Source organism: Kitasatospora sp. NPDC022785 (genome assembly GCF_055561295.1).
Genome location: NZ_JBVHHB010000008.1, coordinates 206,727 through 226,571, shown reverse-complemented (window position 1 = coordinate 226,571; position 19,845 = coordinate 206,727). Strand labels below are relative to the sequence as shown.

General features: G+C 71.3%; 16 protein-coding genes. 10 read left to right on the top strand and 6 right to left on the bottom strand.

What is annotated here, in order from left to right; translation table 11 throughout:
- Positions 1-31: 31 nt before the first annotated feature.
- The 4 genes from ACZ3YO_RS15995 to ACZ3YO_RS15980 form a co-directional block, all read right to left on the bottom strand.
- Positions 32-1,132, bottom strand: a complete 1,101-nt coding sequence (locus ACZ3YO_RS15995) for an ADP-ribosylglycohydrolase family protein (protein ID WP_396321481.1) — start codon at positions 1,130-1,132, stop codon at positions 32-34.
- An 89-nt stretch (positions 1,133-1,221) separates the two neighbouring features.
- Positions 1,222-2,535 carry a DUF2786 domain-containing protein gene (locus tag ACZ3YO_RS15990; RefSeq protein WP_465569510.1) on the bottom strand — a complete coding sequence of 438 codons (1,314 nt, stop codon included), beginning with the start codon at positions 2,533-2,535 and terminating at the stop codon, positions 1,222-1,224.
- Between the two features lie 120 nt (positions 2,536-2,655).
- The gene (locus ACZ3YO_RS15985; protein ID WP_465569508.1) at positions 2,656-4,293 is read right to left on the bottom strand and encodes a transporter; all 1,638 of its coding nucleotides are present in this window, start codon (positions 4,291-4,293) and stop codon (positions 2,656-2,658) included.
- Positions 4,290-5,096: an ABC transporter ATP-binding protein gene (locus ACZ3YO_RS15980; protein ID WP_465569506.1), complete on the bottom strand. Its 807-nt coding sequence runs from the start codon at positions 5,094-5,096 to the stop codon at positions 4,290-4,292. Before ACZ3YO_RS15980 ends, ACZ3YO_RS15985 begins: the two co-directional genes overlap by 4 nt.
- A gap of 270 nt (positions 5,097-5,366) precedes the next feature.
- On the opposite strand from ACZ3YO_RS15980, the gene ACZ3YO_RS15975 reads away from it, so the two are divergent.
- The 10 genes from ACZ3YO_RS15975 (at position 5,367) to ACZ3YO_RS15930 (ending at position 18,229) form a co-directional block, all read left to right on the top strand.
- Positions 5,367-5,945, top strand: coding sequence for a DUF1707 and DUF4190 domain-containing protein (locus tag ACZ3YO_RS15975; RefSeq protein WP_465548916.1), 579 nt, complete (start codon positions 5,367-5,369; stop codon positions 5,943-5,945).
- Between the two features lie 277 nt (positions 5,946-6,222).
- Positions 6,223-7,908, top strand: a complete 1,686-nt coding sequence (locus tag ACZ3YO_RS15970) for a hypothetical protein (RefSeq protein ID WP_465569504.1) — start codon at positions 6,223-6,225, stop codon at positions 7,906-7,908.
- 52 nt (positions 7,909-7,960) lie between these two features.
- Complete coding sequence (locus ACZ3YO_RS15965) at positions 7,961-9,568, top strand: DUF2142 domain-containing protein (RefSeq protein ID WP_465569503.1); 1,608 nt, start codon at positions 7,961-7,963, stop codon at positions 9,566-9,568.
- A gap of 379 nt (positions 9,569-9,947) precedes the next feature.
- Complete coding sequence (rpsL, locus tag ACZ3YO_RS15960) at positions 9,948-10,319, top strand: 30S ribosomal protein S12 (protein WP_014144289.1); 372 nt, start codon at positions 9,948-9,950, stop codon at positions 10,317-10,319.
- 2 nt (positions 10,320-10,321) lie between these two features.
- Positions 10,322-10,792 carry a 30S ribosomal protein S7 gene (rpsG, locus tag ACZ3YO_RS15955; RefSeq protein WP_030055803.1) on the top strand — a complete coding sequence of 157 codons (471 nt, stop codon included), beginning with the start codon at positions 10,322-10,324 and terminating at the stop codon, positions 10,790-10,792.
- A 39-nt stretch (positions 10,793-10,831) separates the two neighbouring features.
- Entirely contained in the window at positions 10,832-12,937 is a 2,106-nt protein-coding gene (gene fusA / locus ACZ3YO_RS15950) for an elongation factor G (protein ID WP_396321474.1), read from the top strand.
- Positions 12,938-13,171: 234 nt separating this feature from the next.
- Positions 13,172-14,365: an elongation factor Tu gene (tuf, locus tag ACZ3YO_RS15945; RefSeq protein WP_313764195.1), complete on the top strand. Its 1,194-nt coding sequence runs from the start codon at positions 13,172-13,174 to the stop codon at positions 14,363-14,365.
- 191 nt (positions 14,366-14,556) lie between these two features.
- The gene (locus tag ACZ3YO_RS15940) at positions 14,557-16,611 is read left to right on the top strand and encodes a hypothetical protein (RefSeq protein ID WP_465569499.1); all 2,055 of its coding nucleotides are present in this window, start codon (positions 14,557-14,559) and stop codon (positions 16,609-16,611) included.
- Between the two features lie 227 nt (positions 16,612-16,838).
- Positions 16,839-17,798, top strand: a complete 960-nt coding sequence (locus ACZ3YO_RS15935; protein ID WP_465548907.1) for a glycosyltransferase family 2 protein — start codon at positions 16,839-16,841, stop codon at positions 17,796-17,798.
- Positions 17,795-18,229: a GtrA family protein gene (locus ACZ3YO_RS15930; RefSeq protein ID WP_465548905.1), complete on the top strand. Its 435-nt coding sequence runs from the start codon at positions 17,795-17,797 to the stop codon at positions 18,227-18,229. Before ACZ3YO_RS15935 ends, ACZ3YO_RS15930 begins: the two co-directional genes overlap by 4 nt.
- A gap of 84 nt (positions 18,230-18,313) precedes the next feature.
- Here the strand turns inward: ACZ3YO_RS15930 and rfbC are convergent, their stop codons facing one another.
- Positions 18,314-18,922, bottom strand: coding sequence for a dTDP-4-dehydrorhamnose 3,5-epimerase (gene rfbC / locus ACZ3YO_RS15925; protein ID WP_465548903.1), 609 nt, complete (start codon positions 18,920-18,922; stop codon positions 18,314-18,316).
- The gene (rfbA, locus tag ACZ3YO_RS15920; protein ID WP_465548902.1) at positions 18,919-19,794 is read right to left on the bottom strand and encodes a glucose-1-phosphate thymidylyltransferase RfbA; all 876 of its coding nucleotides are present in this window, start codon (positions 19,792-19,794) and stop codon (positions 18,919-18,921) included. The genes rfbC and rfbA overlap by 4 nt, the downstream gene beginning before the upstream one ends.
- Positions 19,795-19,845: the final 51 nt, after the last annotated feature.

Sequence of the window (19,845 nt, the reverse complement as noted above, 5' to 3'; positions counted from 1 at the left end):
CCGACCCGCAGGCGCGCTGAGCGCTACCCGGTCACCAGGCCGGGTAGCGGCCGCCGAGCGCCGGGTGGGCCGGCTCCCGGCTGCCGAACAACACCAGCAGGTCGTCCGCCACCCGCAGCAGCGTCTCGTTGCCCTCCACCGCCTCGGTCCAGGCGGCCGGCAGGGCGGCGGCGCCGTAGGCCGCGCCGACCAGGTTGCCGCAGACCGCGCCCGTGGAGTCGCTGTCCCCGGAGTGGTTCACCGAGAGCAGCAGCGCCGCCCGGGCCGGGTCGGGCTCGGAGCCGGCGGCCAGCAGGCAGTACACCGCGATGGCCAGGCATTCCTCGGCGATCCAGCCGAGCCCGACCCGCTCCACCGCCTCCGCCGACGGCTCGGACTCCTCGGCCACCCGGACGGCCCGGGCCAGCGCCTGGACGGTCTCCTTGGACGCCGGCCACTCCCGGGTCTGGTCGACGGTCTGCCCGACCGCCGCCCACGGCTCCACCCCGTCCGCCAGCCGCTCCACCAGCGCCGCGAACGCGCCCGCCGCCAGGTAGCCGGTCGGGTGCCCGTGGGTGAGCTGCGCGCACTGCGCGGCCAGCCCGAAGGACTGCTCGGCGCCCAGCCGGGCCAGCCCGAACGGCGCCGAACGCATCACCGTGCCGCAGCCCTTGGAGTGCGCGTTGATCGGCCCCGGCTGCCCGAACGGCGCCGGCGCCTGGAACTCCGGGTGGTACGACATCCCGCTCAGGCAGGCGTTGCCCGGCGCCCGCCGCGCGTACAGGAACGGCTGGCGCAGCAGCCAGCCGTCGTACGGGCGGGGGAGCGGATGCTGGTCCGGCGCGCCCTGGCTCTGGGTGAGCAGCCAGCGCCGGTAGGCGCCGTGGACGGCCTCCGGGACGGAGCCGCCTCCGCCCGACCAGCCCCGGACGAAGCCGCGGATCAGGCCCTCGGCGGTGAACAGCGTCATCTGGGTGTCGTCGGTGACCTCGGCGATCCGGCCGCCGGACGGCAGTCCGGTCACGCCGGCCGGGCCGTGCTGCTCACGGATCTGGTACAGCTGCTGGAACTCCACCGGCCAGCCCAGGGCGTCCCCGACCGCTCCGCCGAGCAGCGCCCCGCGCACCCGGTCCGGGTACCCCGACTCCGTCACCGCCACCGTTCCCCCTCGCGTCTACCGGAGTCCGTTCTATCAGGCCCGGCCGCTCCCGCCCCGCCCGTCCCCGCCGGTGGCGGGACGTCCTACGACCGGATCTCGCCGGCCCGGCCGTGCAGGGCGGCCCGGTCGGCGGCCGCGCGGCCGGCCGCCCAGCCCTCTCCGTCGCTCACCCGGACCCGCTGCGAGACCAGCTTCGGGAACATCCGCCCGACCTCCTGGTCCACCGCCTCGGTCCGGGCCGCGAGCGCCGGCAGCAGCCGCTCGTCCGGTACCAGCTGCTCCGCGGTGCCGTCCTCGCGCAGGTGCCGGCCGGCCGCCGCGTCGCTGGTCGCCTGCTCGGTGGCGGCGACCAGCCGCTCGCGGATCCGGGCCGCGTACGCCACCAGGAAGGAGTGCCGGAACGCCTTGGTGCGCGAGGCGCCGTCCAGGTGCTGGCGCGAGCCGGCCTTGTTCATCGCGTGCGTCGCCTGCACCAGCAGCGAGGTGTAGAGCAGCTCGACGCCGTCGAGGTCCGCGTCGAAGCCGATGATGGTGCAGAAGCCGAACTCCTTCGCCCAGACCACCCGGCACCGGTTGGCCGCCGCCACCGCGTCCAGCAGCATCGTCTTCGGGCCCTCGTACGGGTTGTCCACGCCGATCCGCAGCGACGCCGGGGCGTTGCGGTCGGCGGCCGCGACGGCGAGCAGGGCATCGTCGATGCTGTGCTGCGCCATCAGCTGCTGGGCCTTGGCGGTCAGTGCCTCGGCCTCCTCCGGGTACTCGGTGGACTCGGCCTTCGCCAGCAGCGCCCGGATCCGGGAGAGCATCCGCGGTTCACCCGGCACCGGGCCGGACGACGACCGGTGCGTCCCGGGCCCGCCCCCGGCCCGGCCGGGCGCCGGGCCGACCGGCGCGATCGGGGGCAGCCGGCCCCATGACCGCAGCAGCTCCAGCACCGCCGTGGCCAGCGCGAAGCGGTCCAGCCGGTGCCGGTGCGCGAAGGCGGCGAGGTAGGCCTCGTCGCCCTGCCACCAGACCTGGGCCTCCAGCTCGCGCAGCTGCTCCTGCCAGCGCCGGTCCGGCGCGGCCGCCGGGCGCCGTCGCCCCTCGGCGGCGATCAGGTCGAGCGCGAGCGCCAGGTGCACCGGCTTCAGCTCCCGCCGCACCACCCGGGCCAGGTCGGCCGGCCGCCACCCCGCCGACCAGCACCGTCCGACCGCGGTGTCCGCGTACCCCAGCAGCGCCCGGCTCACCGCCGGCCACTGGTCCGGCGAGGCGGCCAGCAGCGAGGCCCCGGTGTCCAGCGCGAGGTCCAGCCGCTCCTGCGGCGCCGTCAGCACCGCGGCCACCGCCTGCGCCAGCAGCGGTCCGGCGCCCCCGTCCGCCCCGGCCTGCCCCTGCTGCCTGCCCTTGCCCACGGTGTAGCCCGCTCTCCTCGTACCCGCCCTGCGGTCAGGACAGCCTCCCGCCCATGATGCCGGAGCGCCCGGCCCCGCGACGGGGGCCGGGCGCTCCGTGGCGGCCCGCGCGGGCCGCCGTCAGCGTTCGACCGTCTTGGCGAGGATCTCCGGGATGCGCTCCAGCAGGCGGCCGGCGGCGAGGCGGACGCCGAGGAAGGCGACCAGCGCGCCGTAGAGCGGACCGAGCAGGACGACCGGCCAGGCCGGGCCGTCGGTGGCCAGGGCCCAGCCGAGGTAGCCGGCGACCGGGGCGCTGACCAGCACGGCGCCGAACATCGAGCCGAAGCTGTTCAGCAGCACCAGGCCACCCTGGCCGGGGGCCGCGTTGCGCATCGGGTTGTTGTCGGCCGGCATGGTGTACGGCGCCAGCACGCTGAGCACCGCGCCGATCGCGATGCCGCTGCCGAGCAGGCCGAAGGCCAGGCCGAGCGCCGCCGGCAGGCCGGCCCAGTCGCCGGTGACGACGGCCAGCACCAGCCCCAGCCCGAGGGTGACCGGCACCGCGTACGCGAGCACCGCGAATGCCCGCCCGCGGAGCTCCTCCCGGGCGTCGGCGGGGGTGAGCAGGGTGGCGGCGACCATCCAGAACGCCGAGCCGTCCATGCCGAACAGGTTGAGCATCTGCAGGCCGAGGAACATCCCGGTGGCCGACACCAGGTAGACGCTCGCCCAGCCCTGGACCACCGACAGCACGCAGATCACCAGGGTCATCCCGATGCTGGTGAAGACGGCGGCCTTGGCCCGCGGCTCCCGCCAGGCGTACCGGAGGTGGCGCTGCATCACCGCCCCGGTCCGGCCCCCGGGCAGGAAGCCCCAGCCGCGCGAGGACTGCACACCGCGCGCCACCTCCAGCGTGGAGGCGTCCGCGGTGACCATCAGCTGCTGGAGGCTGCCACGCCACCAGCGCAGCAGCAGCGTCAGCAGCGCGGCCGCCGCCGCCAGCTGGAGCACCGCGAGGCCGTAGCGGCCCTCGCCGGCGGTGCGGGAGGCGTCCAGTGCGCTGACCGGCGGCACCCAGCGCAGTACCGAGGCGATCGGCTTCAGCGGGCTGAGGTCGAGTCGGTCGCCGGGCCGGCCGAAGACGCTCTGAAAGCCGACGTTGGCGGCCTGGCCCAGCAGTGCGAAGAGCAGACCGCCGAAGATCGCGAAGTCCTTGCCGCGCCGGCTGGAGAGCAGCCGGGCGTTGCCCGCCGCGACCGAGCGGGAGAGCGTCACCAGGCTGAGCACGGTCAGCGGGACCCCGACCACGGCGACCACGGCCGAGGCGGGCCCGTCGGCGCCGGCGATCGCCGCGCCGGTGAGCAGCACCAGCGCGATCAGCGGCCCGGGCCCGATCAGCGCGGCCAGCACCGAGCCGCGCAGCAGCGGTCCGGGGCGCAGCGGCAGCATGGTGAGCCGGGTGGGGTCGGAGCTCTCGTCGCTGGCGAACAGGAAGAGCGGCAGTGCGGCCCAGCTGAGGGTGAGCACGCCGGCGAGCATCACCGCCGCGTCACCGGCGCCGTCGAAGCGGCCCAGGAAGGCGAGGGCCACCGCCAGCCCGGTGGCGAACAGCAGGCCGACCACGGTGCCGACGACGTAGAGGGCGGCCCGGCCGCGGCTGCGCCGCAGCCCGTTGCGGAGCAGCCGGAGCTTGAGCGCGACGAGCGCGCGGACGACCGTCCGCCCGTCGGGCACCGCGGTGCGGGCCGCGCGGAGGCCGGTGGCCTGGGAGGTCACTGCCCGCCCCCGAGCCAGCCGAGCGCCTGGCCGTCGTCCTCGCGGACGCCGATCAGCGCGAGGAACGCCTCGTGCAGGGTGTGCTCGCCGCGGACGGCGTCCAGCGGACCCTGGGCGATCACCCGGCCGGCGTTGACCACGGCGACCCAGTCGCAGAGCTGCTCGACCAGCTCCATGACGTGGCTGGAGAACACGACGGTGGAGCCGGCCGCGGCGTACCGCTTGAGCACCCCGCGGATGGTCTGGGCGGACACCGGGTCGACGCCCTCGAAGGGCTCGTCGAGGAAGAGCACGTCCGGGTTGTGCAGCAGCGCGGCGGCCAGGCCGATCTTCTTGCGCATGCCGGTGGAGTAGTCGGCGACCAGCTTGTCGGCGTCGCCGGCCAGGTCGAGGACGGCCAGCAGCTCCTCGGCCCGGCGGTCCACCTCGGCGCCGGGCAGGCCGCGCAACCGTCCGTTGTACTGCAGCAGCTCGCGGCCGCTCAGCCGCTCGAACATCCGCAGGCCCTCGGGCAGGATGCCGATCCGGGCCTTGACGGCGACCGGGTCGCCCCAGACGTCGGCGCCGTGGATCAGCACGGTGCCCTGGTCGGGCCGGAGCAGCCCGGTGACCATCGACAGGGTGGTGGTCTTGCCGGCGCCGTTCGGGCCGACCAGCCCGATGAACGCGCCGGCCGGCAGCTCCAGGCTCAGCCCGGCCACCGCGGCCTGGTCACCGAAGCGCTTCCACAGCCCCTGGATGCTCACCGCCGCGGGGGCGCCGGACGCGGGGGCGGGGGACGGTGGCGGCGCTGACGCCTGCATGATGGCCTTCTCTGCGGTGGTAGGGGTGGTCCGGGCGACAGCCTGCCACTGCCCGGACGGGGCTGTCGCGCCGCGGGTGATCTTCGGCGTGTCTAGGCCGAACGGGTGAGTCCGCGGAGGCGGCCGGAGGCCGTCGCGAGAACACGGAGGCGGGCCGGAGCGCGTCGCGAAAAATGGCAACGAAGAAACCGGCAACTACTCAGCGCCCCGGTTCGTCCTGCACTATGAGAGACAGTGAGCGCAGCGTGCGCCGGGTGTCGGAGGTGGCGGATGGCGGTTCAGCCGTGGGGCGAGAAGACCCCCGGGTACGGGGGCCCGCCGCCGCAGGCGCCGTCCGGCCCGTACGCCAGGTCGTGGCCGCCCGCTCAGGTGCAGCAGCCGCAGATGCACCAGTCCCAGATGCGGGCGGCGCACACGGACCGGGACCGCACGGTCGACGTGCTGAAGGCCGCGTACGCCGAGGGCCGCCTCACGGCCGACGAGTACGGCCAGCGCTTCGAGGCGGCGAGCGCCGCGCAGACGTACGGCGAGCTCACCCGGCTGGTGGCCGACCTGCCGTCCGGCCCGATGGTGACGCCGATGTCGCTCACCGGCCAGGTGCCGCCCACCTTCCTGCCGCCGCCCGTCCTGCCCCCTGCGCGGCCGACCAACAGCATGGCCGTGACGTCCCTGGTGCTCGGCGTGCTCGGGCTGGGGCTGCCCGCCGTGATCACCGGCCACATCGCCAAGAGCCAGATCCGCGAGCGCAACGAGGACGGCGACGGGATGGCCACGGTCGGCCTGATCTTCGGCTATCTCGGATCGCTGGCCTGGACCCTGCTGATGCTGGTCGTGCTCGCCGCGGGGTGACCCGGGACCGGCTACCGGGAGTGCGTGATCCCGGGCCGCTCCCGGCAGGTGGTCCCTTCCCCGCCGCCGCGCCGACGGCCGGATCGCCCCCCCGGCAGGCGGGGGAGCGACCGGCCGAATGGACGATCCACACGTGAACCCCTGGGCAGTCGGGTCATAGGATTCCCGGAGCAACTGCCTCGGAGCCCGCACCGGGACCCCCGCCTTCCGCGGTCGGCCGGTGAGGTGGTGGCCAGGAGGGCCGGCCGGGGTATCGACCAGCCGAGAGACCAGTACAGTGACAGTCAGTGACGAGGGCGCCAGCGGGCTCTCCCTGACCGCTGCGCGTGCCCGGACGGCGGTGCCGGCCCGGCGGCACCGGACGGACGGCTTATCGCCGGCCGCGTCACCGTTCCTGCCGGCCGCAGAGGCGGCCGTCGCCTTCCTGGCGGCGCTGGTGCTGCCGCTGATGGCGGGCGGCTTCGACCTCGACCCGCTCGACCGGATCGCCCAGGTGAGCGGCCTCGCGGCGCTCCAGTTCCGGTTCGCCCTGATCGGCCTGGCCCTGCTCGCGCTGACCGTCCTCGCGCTGCGACTGCGGGCCGGCCGCCACTTCGACCTGGTCACCCGCTTCACCGCCGCCGCGGTGGCCGGCCTCGCGAGCGGCTTCGTCGCGGCGGGCGCCGTCGTCGCCCTGCTCGGTACCCCGTGGCCGATGTTCGGCCTCAACGGCGACAGCGGACGGATCGTCGAGTGGGCCCACGCGGTCGCGAACGGGCAGCCCTCCGGCTCGCCGGTGTATCCGCCGCTGCCGCTCTACACCCTGGGCTACTACGCCGACTGGTTCCACGGCGGCAACACCGCGTACGCCTTCAAGGACCTGCAGATCCTGGGCACGGCCGCGTTCGGCCCGCTGGTGTACCTGGCCTGGCGGATGCTGCTCAGCCCGGTGCGCGCGCTGGCCTTCGGCGTGTTGCCGGCCTTCGCGCTGATCGACGCCTACAAGCCGTACAGCCCGACCGTTCTGGTCCTGCTGGTCCCGGTGCTGGTCGCGGTGGTGGTCGAGCTGCACCGCAGCGGGACGGCGGCCCGGCGGCCGGTACTGCTCAAGGCGGCCGGCTTCGGTGCGGCCCTGGGCGTGTTGTTCCTCACCTACTCGGGCTGGTTCCTGTGGAGCGCGGCGGGCGTGGCGGTCGCGGCGCTGGTCCACTTCCCGTGGCGGAGCGGCCGGGCCAGGGGCCTGGCCTTCGTCGGTGTCACCGCCGCGGCCTTCCTGGCCGTCGCGGGCCGCTACCTGTTCACCCTGCTGACGGAGGGGCAGGACACCAGGGACTCCAGCTTCCGCTTCGACAACTTCACCGACCCGGCGTACTTCCTGATGTGGCGCACCGACATGCCGGGCACGGTGGGCGAATGGCCGCCGCCGGGCGAGTTCGGCGGCCTGGGACTGTTCGCCGTGGTGATGTTCCTCTGCCTGGGTGCCGCGCTCTGGCTCGGCCTGGGCAGGCCGCTGGTGGTCACCGTCTGCTGTATGTTCGCCAGCGCCTGGCTGACGCGGATGTACATCGCCTCGCGCACGTACGAGACACAGACCGTCCAGCTCTACACCCGCACCGACAACCAGCTGCTCTACTGCGGTCTGGTCATCTGTGCCCTGGTGGCGCACCTGGTGTCCCTGAGGACGGCCGGGCGCCGCGCGCAGGCCGGCGGACTCGCGGGGCCCGTCGGGGGCCCGGCCTCCGGTGACGCTCTGCCGAACCCGCGCGCCGCAGTGGTCGGCGCGCTGTTCGCCCTGCTGTTCCTGTTCGGTACCGTCTCTTCGTCGATGGCGGACCGCTACATGCCGGCCAAGGAGAACTCCTACCGCATCCTGCCGTGGGTGTCGCATACCGTGCAGAAGCTGGACGGCAGCTGCCCGAAGTTCGCCCCCGGCGGCACGTGCTCGAAGGACGGCGACCAGTCTTGGTCCACCATGGTCCGGTGACCGGCTCCCGGCTTGTCCCGACCGACCTGAACTCCCGGAGACCCAGCACCCGATGATGAACGCCCTGAAGCGGCTTGCCGACCGGCTCGCCACGACGCCGAGACGGCTCTGGGCCGTGTCCTTCGCCCTGTTCTTCGCGCTCGGCGCGTCCTGGTCGATGTCCACCCCGATCGGGGCCTCGCCGGACGAGCACGCGCACATCATCAGGGCCGCCGCCGTCGCCCGCGGCCAGATCGAGGGCCGCGAGGTGATGGTCCCGCACGCGGTCGCCGGCATCGAGGGCAAGTTCGCCGAGACCGGGGTGGTCCTCCCGAAGTTCTACCAGGACCTCAAGGACGTCAACGCCTGCTACGTCTTCCAGCCGGAAGTCCCGGCCGACTGCGCCCCGAAGCTGAGGGACACGGGGACCGAGACGCAGGTGACCACCGCGGCGGGCCGCTACAACCCGGCCTACTACCTGGCCGTCGGCTGGCCCGGCCTCCTGGTGTCCGGCGAGGGCGGGATCTACCTGATGCGGCTGATGTCGGCGCTGGTCTGCGCCGGGCTGCTGGCCAGCGCGGTGGTCTCGGCCGCGGAGTGGCGCCGCCGCTCCGTCCCGCTGCTCGGCGTGATGGCGTCCGCCACTCCGATGGCCCTGTTCATGTCCGGCATGGTCAACCCCAGCGGCCCGGAGATCGCGGCCGGCATCCTGGCCTGGAGCGCCGGACTGCCGATACTCATGGTGCCGGACCCGGCCCTGCTGACCCGCAGGCTGGGCCGGCTGGGCATCGGCGCGATCGTGCTGATCAGCATCCGGCCGCTGGGCCTGATCTGGTTCGCCGGCGCGCTGTTCTTCGCCCTGCTGCTGCAGGAGCGCGGAGCCCTGCGCCAGGTGCTGCGCCGCCGCTCGGCCTGGCTCTGGGCCACTGCCATCGCCGCCGCCACGGTCGGCGCGATGGCCTGGTCCTCCCAGCATCCCGACCGCTCCGTCATCGAGACGCCGGACAGCCTCACCGCGTTGAAGGCGGCCCGGTGGACCTTCGACAGCACCCTCATCTGGGTCCACCAGATGATCGGCCTGTTCGGCTGGCTGGACGCCCCGTCGCCGGCCGCGACGCTGCTGCTCTGGACCGGGATCGTGGTGATGCTGGGCCTGCTGGCGCTCTGCTTCGCCCGCTTCCGCGAGGCGCTCGCGATCGTGGGCGGGCTGGCCGGCATCGTCGTGATCCCGGTGGCCGCCCAGGCCATGCAGGCGAGCACGCTGGGCCTGATCTGGCAGGGCCGCTACCTGCTGCCCTTCGCGGTGGGTCTGCCGATCATGGCCACCGTGATCCTTGCCCGGCAGTCGTGGCGGCCTGGGATGCCGTGGCGCCGGCTGCTGCTGCTCTCCTCCTTCGCCCTCGCGCTCGCGAACGCGGCGGCCTTCGTCTGGGCGCTGCGCCGCAACACCGTCGGCACCACCGGATCGTTCTTCCTCCACCCGGCGATGTGGGCGCCGCCCGGCGGCTGGCCGCTCTGGGTGGTCGTCTACACGGCGGCGGCCCTGGTCCTGGCCCTGCTGGTGGTGGTGACCGACCGGGAGGAACCGTCGCAGCAGGCCGCGGCGGGGGCGGGCGCGCGCGGTGACCGGGCCGGGCGCGGGCGGCACCGTCCGCTCGCGGCGATACCGGCGGACGCGTAGGGTCGGGAGTGCGGACGTCCCGGATGTGTGGTAGAGGGAACGGGAGCCCCCGGCACCCCGGCCGCACCTCCGTCCCGACGGCCGCGACCTGCGGCGTTGCATTTGTTTTGACCGAGCCCGATGCGCTAGGTACGCTCTGACCTTGTGCCTGGGGTGTCCCCGGGTCCTTGTGCGTGCATGCACACCGGTCGCCGCGCCAAGCCGGAGCGCCTTTTCGGCGCGCCGCGCGTGAGCGCCGTCGCTGTACAGCAGCCCATGGGATTCCGTACCGGAATAAGCCCAACACACCCGACCGCGTGGGTCGACCACGGGGCCGTGTGCGACGGGAACACCGCAGGTTAGTTCCACCAAGCCTTGGCACACAGAAAACGGAGAAACGGTGCCTACGATCCAGCAGCTGGTCCGAAAGGGCCGGCAGGACAAGGTCGAGAAGAACAAGACTCCCGCGCTGAAGGGTTCCCCGCAGCGTCGTGGGGTCTGCACGCGTGTGTACACGACCACCCCGAAGAAGCCGAACTCGGCGCTTCGCAAGGTCGCCCGTGTGCGCCTCACCAGCGGGATCGAGGTCACCGCTTACATCCCGGGCGAGGGCCACAACCTGCAGGAGCACTCCATCGTGCTGGTGCGCGGTGGTCGTGTGAAGGACCTTCCTGGTGTCCGCTACAAGATCATCCGCGGTTCGCTTGACACCCAGGGTGTCAAGAACCGCAAGCAGGCTCGCAGCCGCTACGGCGCCAAGAAGGAGAAGTAAGAATGCCTCGTAAGGGCCCCGCCCCGAAGCGCCCGGTCATCATCGACCCGGTTTACGGCTCCCCGGTCGTCACCCAGCTGGTCAACAAGATCCTGCTGCACGGCAAGCGCTCCACCGCCGAGCGGATCGTCTACGGCGCCCTCGAGGGCGTCCGTGAGAAGACCGGCTCCGACCCCGTCGTGACGCTGAAGCGCGCGCTGGAGAACGTCAAGCCGGCCCTCGAGGTCAAGTCCCGCCGTGTCGGTGGCGCGACCTACCAGGTTCCGGTCGAGGTCCGTCCGGGCCGCGCCAGCACCCTGGCGCTGCGCTGGATGGTCGGTTACTCCCGCGCCCGTCGCGAGAAGACCATGACCGAGCGCCTGATGAACGAGATCCTCGACGCCAGCAACGGCCTGGGCGCTTCCGTGAAGCGTCGCGAGGACACCCACAAGATGGCCGAGTCCAACAAGGCCTTCGCGCACTACCGCTGGTAGTCCCAACCCCGTCACTAGACAGAGAGAGAACGAGCCACCATGGCTGCAACCTCCCTTGACCTCGCCAGGGTCCGCAACATCGGGATCATGGCGCACATCGACGCGGGCAAGACCACCACCACCGAGCGGATCCTGTTCTACACCGGTGTCTCGTACAAGATCGGTGAGGTCCACGATGGCGCTGCCACCATGGACTGGATGGAGCAGGAGCAGGAGCGCGGCATCACGATCACGTCGGCCGCGACGACCTGTCACTGGACGCTCGACGGCGTTGACAACACGATCAACATCATCGACACCCCGGGTCACGTCGACTTCACCGTCGAGGTGGAGCGTTCGCTGCGCGTCCTCGACGGTGCCGTGACGGTGTTCGACGGTGTCGCCGGTGTCGAGCCCCAGTCCGAGACCGTGTGGCGGCAGGCTGACCGCTACGGCGTCCCGCGCATCTGCTTCATCAACAAGCTGGACCGCACGGGCGCGAACTTCTTCTTCTGCGTCGACACCATCGTGGAGCGCCTCGGCGCGACCCCGCTGGTGATGCAGCTCCCGATCGGCGCCGAGTCGGACTTCCAGGGCGTTGTCGACCTGGTCCGCATGAAGGCGCTGGTCTGGACGGCCGAGGCCGCCAAGGGCGAGATGTACGACATCGTCGACATCCCGGCCGAGCTGGCCGACCAGGCCGCGGAGTACCGCGAGAAGCTGCTGGACACCGTGTCGAACGTCAGCGACGAGGTGATGGAGCTCGCCATGGAGGGCGAGGACGTCCCCCAGGAGCTGCTGATCGCCGCGATCCGCAAGGGCACGCTGAACTCGGACTTCACGCCGATCTTCTGCGGCACCGCCTTCAAGAACAAGGGCGTCCAGCCCCTGCTCGACGCGGTCGTCAACTACCTCCCGTCGCCGCTGGACATCGAGTCCATCGAGGGCACCAAGCCCGGCGACGACACGGTCAAGATCTCCCGCAAGGCGTCGGACGACGAGCCGCTCGCGGCTCTGGCGTTCAAGATCATGTCCGACCCGCACCTCGGCAAGCTCACCTTCGTCCGGATCTACTCCGGGCGCCTTGAGGCCGGCACCGCCGTCCTCAACGCGGTGAAGGGCCGCAAGGAGCGCATCGGCAAGATCTACCGCATGCACGCGAACAAGCGTGAGGAGATCGAGTCGGTGGGCGCCGGCGACATCGTCGCCGTCATGGGTCTCAAGCAGACCACCACCGGCGAGACCCTGAGCGACGAGAAGCACCCGGTCATCCTGGAGTCCATGGACTTCCCGGCCCCGGTCATCCGCGTCGCGATCGAGCCGAAGTCGAAGGGTGACCAGGAGCGTCTGGGCACCGCGATTCAGCGGCTGGCCGAGGAGGACCCGTCCTTCCAGGTCAACACCGACGAGGAGACCGGCCAGACCATCATCGCGGGTATGGGCGAGCTGCACCTCGAGGTGCTGGTCGACCGTATGAAGCGTGAGTTCAAGGTCGAGGCCAACGTCGGCAAGCCGCAGGTCGCGTACCGCGAGACGATCCGCAAGGCCGTCGAGCGCATCGACTTCACGCACAAGAAGCAGACCGGTGGCTCCGGCCAGTTCGCGAAGATCCAGATCGCGATCGAGCCGATCGAGTCCGGCGAGGGCTACGAGTTCGTGAACAAGGTCACCGGTGGCCGCGTTCCGAAGGAGTACATCCCCTCGGTCGACGCCGGTTGCCAGGAGGCCATGGAGTTCGGTGTCCTCGCCGGCTACCCGCTCCAGGGTGTCCGCGTGACGCTGCTCGACGGTGCCTCGCACGACGTCGACTCCTCCGAGCTCGCGTTCAAGATCGCTGGTTCGATGGCCTTCAAGGAGGGCGCTCGCAAGGCGTCCCCGGCTCTGCTGGAGCCGATGATGGCCGTCGAGGTCACCACGCCCGAGGACTACATGGGCGACGTGATCGGCGACATCAACTCTCGCCGTGGCCAGATCCGGTCCATGGACGAGCGTTACGGTGCCCGCGTCGTTTCGGCGCTGGTGCCGCTCTCCGAGATGTTCGGCTACGTCGGTGACCTGCGCAGCAAGACCTCCGGTCGCGCGAGCTACTCGATGCAGTTCGACTCGTACGCCGAGGTTCCGCGGAACGTGGCGGACGACATCATCGCCAAGGCCAAGGGCGAGTAAGGACCGGCGCCAGCCGGCCCCTTACCCGAGGCCGCAGTACGTCCCGACATTCGGGACGATTGCGAACCCTTAGGCTATTAGGAGGCAACCCGGGAGAATCCGGTCGGATTCTCCCGGGTGCCTCCGGCCCCCACCCGCGGGACGGCATGGAGTGCTGCGGCACCCCGTACCCAACCCGATCAAAGACCAACTGACGTCAGCACGGCGTACAGAACTGTCCTCAGGAGGACTGCAGTGGCGAAGGCGAAGTTCGAGCGGACGAAGCCCCACGTCAACATCGGCACCATCGGTCACATTGACCACGGTAAGACGACCCTTACCGCGGCCATCACCAAGGTGCTGCACGACGCGTACCCGGAGATCAACCCCTTCACGCCGTTCGACCAGATCGACAAGGCGCCGGAGGAGCGGCAGCGCGGTATCACCATCTCGATCGCGCACGTCGAGTACCAGACCGAGGCGCGTCACTACGCCCACGTTGACTGCCCGGGTCACGCGGACTACATCAAGAACATGATCACCGGTGCGGCCCAGATGGACGGTGCGATCCTCGTCGTCGCCGCCACCGACGGCCCGATGCCGCAGACCAAGGAGCACGTCCTCCTGGCCCGCCAGGTCGGCGTCCCCTACATCGTCGTCGCCCTGAACAAGGCCGACATGGTGGACGACGAGGAGATCCTGGAGCTCGTCGAGCTCGAGGTCCGTGAGCTCCTCTCCGAGTACGAGTTCCCGGGCGACGACCTGCCGGTCGTCCGCGTCTCCGCGCTGAAGGCGCTGGAGGGCGACAAGGAGTGGGGCGAGAAGCTCCTCGGCCTGATGCACGCGGTCGACGAGAGCATCCCGACCCCGGCCCGCGCCGTGGACCAGCCGTTCCTGATGCCGATCGAGGACGTCTTCACGATCACCGGTCGTGGCACCGTCGTCACCGGTCGTATCGAGCGTGGCATCCTCAAGGTCAACGAGACTGTCGACATCATCGGCATCAAGGAGACCAAGACCACCACCACGGTCACCGGCATCGAGATGTTCCGCAAGCTGCTCGACGAGGGCCAGGCCGGTGAGAACGTCGGTCTGCTCCTCCGTGGCATCAAGCGCGAGGACGTCGAGCGCGGCCAGGTCATCATCAAGCCCGGTTCGGTCACCCCGCACACCGAGTTCGAGGCCCAGTCCTACATCCTGTCGAAGGACGAGGGTGGTCGTCACACCCCGTTCTTCAACAACTACCGCCCGCAGTTCTACTTCCGTACCACGGACGTGACCGGCGTCGTGACCCTCCCCGAGGGCACCGAGATGGTCATGCCGGGCGACAACACCGCCATGACGGTCGTGCTGATCCAGCCGATCGCCATGGAGGAGGGCCTCAAGTTCGCCATCCGTGAGGGTGGTCGCACCGTCGGCGCCGGCCAGGTCACCAAGATCCTCAAGTAATTGACGATCTGACACTTGACCCCTGGTCAAGGAGGGCTTGGCGGAGATCACTTGATCTCCGCCAAGCCCTCTGTCTTTGGGCAAAAATTCTTGCTCTATGATCTTTTGGATTAGCCGGAGTAAAGATGGGCGCCCGCGTGTGCCCGATAAAGGGATGGGGACTCAGGGTCTCGATGGAAAGACTCCGTACCATGGCGGCCACGGTTCCCTTGCCCGAGCAACCTGAACAGGGCAGCGCGTCCGGGCCCGTCGACCCCTCCGCCGATCCGGCCCGCAGCCTCCCCGTTCTGGCCGGCTGCCTGCTGGCCTCCTGGCTCCTTCCGGCCGCGCTGATCGCCACCGGCCTGGGCATTCTGGTGCTGCCGCTGCTCGTGGTGGCGGTCGCCTGCGTGATCCGGGTGGGCGGTGTGCTGCTCGACCGGCTGGTGGCGGCGGCCCTGATCGTCGTCGGCGGGGTGCTGGTCTCCGGCCTGCTCTTCTCGCTCTGGCCGTGGGGCCTCTCCCCGATCCCCACCTCGGGTGTCCTCTTCACCGCCGTGACGCTGACCGGCTGGCTGAGCCGCCGGGCGCCGCGGCTGTCGCTGCGGGTGCGGCCCTCGGACCTCCTGGTGCTCGGCACCGCCTACGGGCTCTGGCACTACCTGCACCGTCCGCTGGTCGGCAAGGGCCCGGGCTGGCGCCTCGAATTCCTGACCACGGCCGAGGACCGGCTGAACCACTTCTCCTACTTCGTCGGGATCGAGCACGTCGGCGGTTACAACTTCCTTCACCAGGAGGCCGCCAAGGCGTACATGATGTCGCCGGCCGAGGCGGTGTACCCGCAGGGTTCGCACTTCCTGCTGGCCTGGGTCGACGCACTGGTCCGGTCGTCCACGGACCTCGGGTCGACGCTCGACACCATGAACCGCTACCTGCTCTACATCCTGGCCGCCTACGCCCTGCTGGGCACGGCCCTGGTGTGGGCGGCCCGCTGGATCGGCGGACCGCGCCTGCGCGGCTGGCGCACCGCTGCGGTGTGCGGGTCGGTCGCGGCGCTGGTGTTCTCGAGCAACTACACCGACCTCGTCACGCACGGCTTCGACTCGACGATCATCGGCCTGCTGATGGTGGCCGTGACCGTCGCCTTCCTGGTGCGGCCCGCCATGCGGACGCCCGAGTTCGTGGTGGTCGCCGCGCTCGGCCTGATCACCGTCACCTACGTCTACAACCTCTTCGGCGCCGTCGCGGGCGTCGCCGTCCTGGCGGCCCTCGTCGCCCACCGCCGGAGGTTCCGCCGCAAGGCCTGGCTGCTCTACGGCCTGGCCGCCGTCGTCACGCTGGGCCTGGCCGGCCTGCCCAGCGTGGTCTCCGTGCTCTCCAAGCTCGACGTGGCCAGCACCTCCAACCTGGGCGGCCCGAGCGTCGGGGCGGACCGGACGATCCTGGTCGGAGGCCTCCTGCTGGGGCTGCTGGCCGCGGCCGCGCCGACCAACCGACGGACCGGGACCGGCCAGGCGCACCTGGCGCTGGTGCTCGGCTCCGGCCTGGTCATCGGCGGCTTCGCCTGGTGGCAGATGCACACGATCGGCCATGTGTCGTACTACTTCGAGAAGCTCGCGGGCACCGGCGTGGTGATCGCCCTGGTCTCGCTCGGCGCGGTCGGCCCGCTGCTGCGGACCACGCCGCCGGCCCGGGTGAGCGTGCCGAGGCGCAGGGCGAGCGACGCCGTCCTCTCGGTGCTCTCGGTGGCGACCGCGTTCAGCCTCTTCGCCGGGGTCCAGTGGGGAATGGAGTCGTTCAAGGCCGCGCCCACGGCCTGGCACAACAACTCGCTGATGGCCTGGAGCCGGGGAGAGGCCTGGAGCGACATCGGCCCCCGCGACGGTGCCACCGTCATGGAGGACCTCGACGGCATCTCCGGGCCGATGATGGTCCTGTACTCCAACGACGACTACAAGAACCTCAAGTCGACCTGGATCGCCACGCTGCTGCGGGACCGCGGCGGTGACATGCTGCCGCTGTACGAGACCCACTGGGTCAACATCGGCGCGGCCGAGCGTCCGGAGGCGGAGTACCAGGCTGCACTGGTCCACGTGAGGAAGGCCGCCGAGAAGCTGGGCGGGCCGATGACCGTCGTGGTCGCCGACCAGGCCACCGGTGACCGGATGCGCAAGGACCTCACCGGTTCGGCGCCGCGGATCACCGTGGTGGTCAAGCCCGGCAACAACTGGATCCACCCGTGGAACCGCAGCTTCCCCGGGGACTGACAGTGAGCCCGACGCCCGGCCAGCGAGCGCCGGGCCGATGACCGCTAGCGCGGGGCGCCGCCCGTCCGACGGGCGGCGCCCCGTCGTCGTCCCGGCCGGTGCGGACGGGCCCCGCCGAGGGGGCCGCAGGGCCCTCAATCCCTGCTCATCGATCTCATAGGGGGCTCACGACCAACTGCTATTGTCGGCCGTAATCCAGCCCCACCAGTGGAAAGCGGGACCAACTCATGTCGAGGGCGCCGCAGTTGTCGGTCGTCATGCCGATCTACAACGAGCAGGAGGCGCTTCCGCTGACTGTTGCGCGCCTGCGTCCCATCCTGGACGGGCTCGGGGTCGACTACGAGGTGGTCGGTGTCGACGACGGCAGCACCGACGCCACCCCGGTGCTGATGCAGAAGATCCGGCAGGACTGGCCCGAGTTCCGGATCATCCGGTTCTCCCGCAACTCCGGGCACCAGGCGGCGCTCAAGGCCGGCCTCCACCGGGCGTTCGGCGACTACGTGGTGAGCATCGACGCGGATCTCCAGGACCCGCCGGAGAAGATCCCGGAGATGCTCGCGCTCGCCCGCGAGGAGAACCTCGACATCGTCTACGGGGTGCGCGGGGACCGCGGGACGGACAGCTTCTTCAAGCGGCGCACGGCCGGCGCCTACTACTGGCTGATGCGCAAGCTCGTCGGCAAGCGGATGCCAAGCCAGGCCGGCGACTACCGGCTGCTCAGCCGGGCGGCGGTGGACGCGCTGAAGGCGCTGCCCGAGCACCAGCCGGTCTACCGGCTGCTGGTGCCGTGGCTGGGCTTCCCCAGCGGGGAGGTGGTCTACGTCCGCGAGGAGCGGGTCGCCGGCGCCACCCACTACCCGCTGGCCAAGATGGTGCGGCTCGCCCTCGACAGCATCACCAACTTCTCGGCCACCCCGCTGCGGCTGGCCACCTGGCTCGGGCTGCTGAGCTTCCTGGTCTGCATCTGCCTGGCGATCTACACGACCGTCGCGTGGGCGATCGGCTCCACGGTGCCCGGCTGGTCCTCGCTGTTCATCGGGATGCTCTTCATCGGCGCCGTCCAGCTCAGCTGCGTCGGCATGCTCGGCGAGTACGTCGGGCGGATCTACTCGGCCGTCCAGGCCCGCCCGGCGTACTTCATCGGCTACGACTCGGCCGAGGAAGAACGGGACGGAAACTCCCGATGACCTTCACCGGCGAACCGGTCCGGCCGCCCGAGGCGGGCCGGACCACCCGGCGCCAGCTGCCGTCCTTCCTGGTCATCGGCGTTCTGAGCACCCTCTTCTACCTGCTGCTCTACGTGGCCGCGCGCTGGTTCACCGGCGCGCAGGCGGCCAACCTGATCGCGCTCGCCGTGAGCGCGGTCGCCAACACCGCCGCCAACCGCCGGTTCACCTTCGGGATCACCGGCAACGAGGGCGCCCTGCGCCACCAGCTCCAGGGCGCGGTGGCCTTCCTGATCGGGCTCGGGCTCAGCAGTGGCGCGCTCGCCCTGCTCGACGCGCTGGTACCGGACGCCTCCCGGCCGGTCGAGGTGGCCGGGCTGGTGGTGGCCAACGGGCTCGCCACGGTCGCCAGGTTCCTGCTGCTGAAGGTCTGGGTGTTCCGCGGCCGCTGAGCCCGCCGCGGCGCCGGTCCGACGCCCCAAGCCCAAGGGCCCGGCCGCAGTCGATGCGGCCGGGCCCTTGTCGGCAGTCCCGGATCAGGCCTGGTAGGCCTTGCTCAGGCCCGCGGTGAACTCCTTGACGGCCTTGTAGTCCGGCAGCAGGCCGCCGGCCAGGGCCTCGGCCAGCGAAGGCGCCTGGGCGTCCTTCGCGGAGAGCTGCGGGGCGTCGGCCGGCCACTCGATGCCGAGGTCCGGGTCGAGCGGGTGCACGCCGTGCTCACCGGTCGGGTTGAACGTCTCGGAGCACAGGTAGCTGAGCGTCGCGTCGTCGCTGAGCGCGCAGAATCCGTGGCCCAGGCCCTCGGAGATGTAGACGGCCTTGCGCTCGTCCTCGTCGAGCCGCACGCCCTCCCAGCGGCCGAAGGTCGGCGAGCCGACCCGCAGGTCCACGATGACGTCCAGCACCGCGCCGCGCACGCAGGTCACGTACTTGGCCTGGCCGGGCGGGACGTCGGCGAAGTGGATGCCGCGGACGACACCGCGGCTGGAGACCGAGAGGTTGGCCTGGGCCAGCCGCAGCGGGTGGCCGACCACCTCGGCCAGCTTGTCGAAGCGGAACCACTCGGTGAACAGCCCACGGGGATCGCCGTGCAGCTGGGGCGTGATCTCCCAGGCGCCCTCGATGGACAGCTCGTTGAACTTCACCGCGCGCTCTCCTCGTCCAGCAGCGCCACCAGGTACTGGCCGTAGCCGCTCTTGAGCAGCGGCTCGGCGAGCTCACGCAGCTGCGCGTCGTCGATCAGGCCGGCCCGCCAGACCGCCTCCTCGATGCAGCCGATCTTGAAGCCCTGGCGCTCCTCGATGACCCGGACGAACTCCGAGGCCTGCACCATCGAGACGAACGTGCCGGTGTCCAGCCAGGCGGTGCCCCGGTCGAGGATCGTCACGTGGAGGTCGCCGGCCTGGAGGTAGGCCTCGTTGACGGCGGTGATCTCCAGCTCGCCGCGGGCGCTGGGCTTCAGGCCGCGGGCGATCTCGACCACGCGGTTGTCGTAGAAGTACAGGCCGGGAACGGCGTAACGGGACTTGGGCTCGGTCGGCTTCTCCTCGATGGAGATGACCTGGCCGTCCTCGTCGAACTCCACCACGCCGTACGCGGTCGGGTCGGCCACCGGGTAGGCGAAGACCCGGCCGCCCTTGGCGTCGGTGTGCTCGGCGAGTCGCGTGCCGAGGCCGCTGCCGTGGAAGATGTTGTCGCCGAGGATCAGCGCGACGGGCTCGTCGCCGATGAAGTCCGCGCCCAGCACGAACGCCTGGGCGATGCCCTCGGGGCGTTCCTGGACGGCGTACTCCAGGCGGAGACCGAACTGGGAGCCGTCGCCCAGCAGGCGCTCGAACTGCTCCCTGTCGTTCGGGGTGGTGATGATCAGGATCTCGCTGATCCCCGCCATCACAAGGGTCGAGAGGGGGTAGTAGATCATCGGCTTGTCGAAGACCGGGAGGAGCTGCTTCGACACCGCCCGGGTCAGCGGCCAGAGCCGCGAGCCGGTGCCGCCGGCCAGAAGGATTCCACGCATGCGTGCACCTTATTCGAGTCCGGAGCGGCGGGTGAGGCCCGGGTCGGTGGG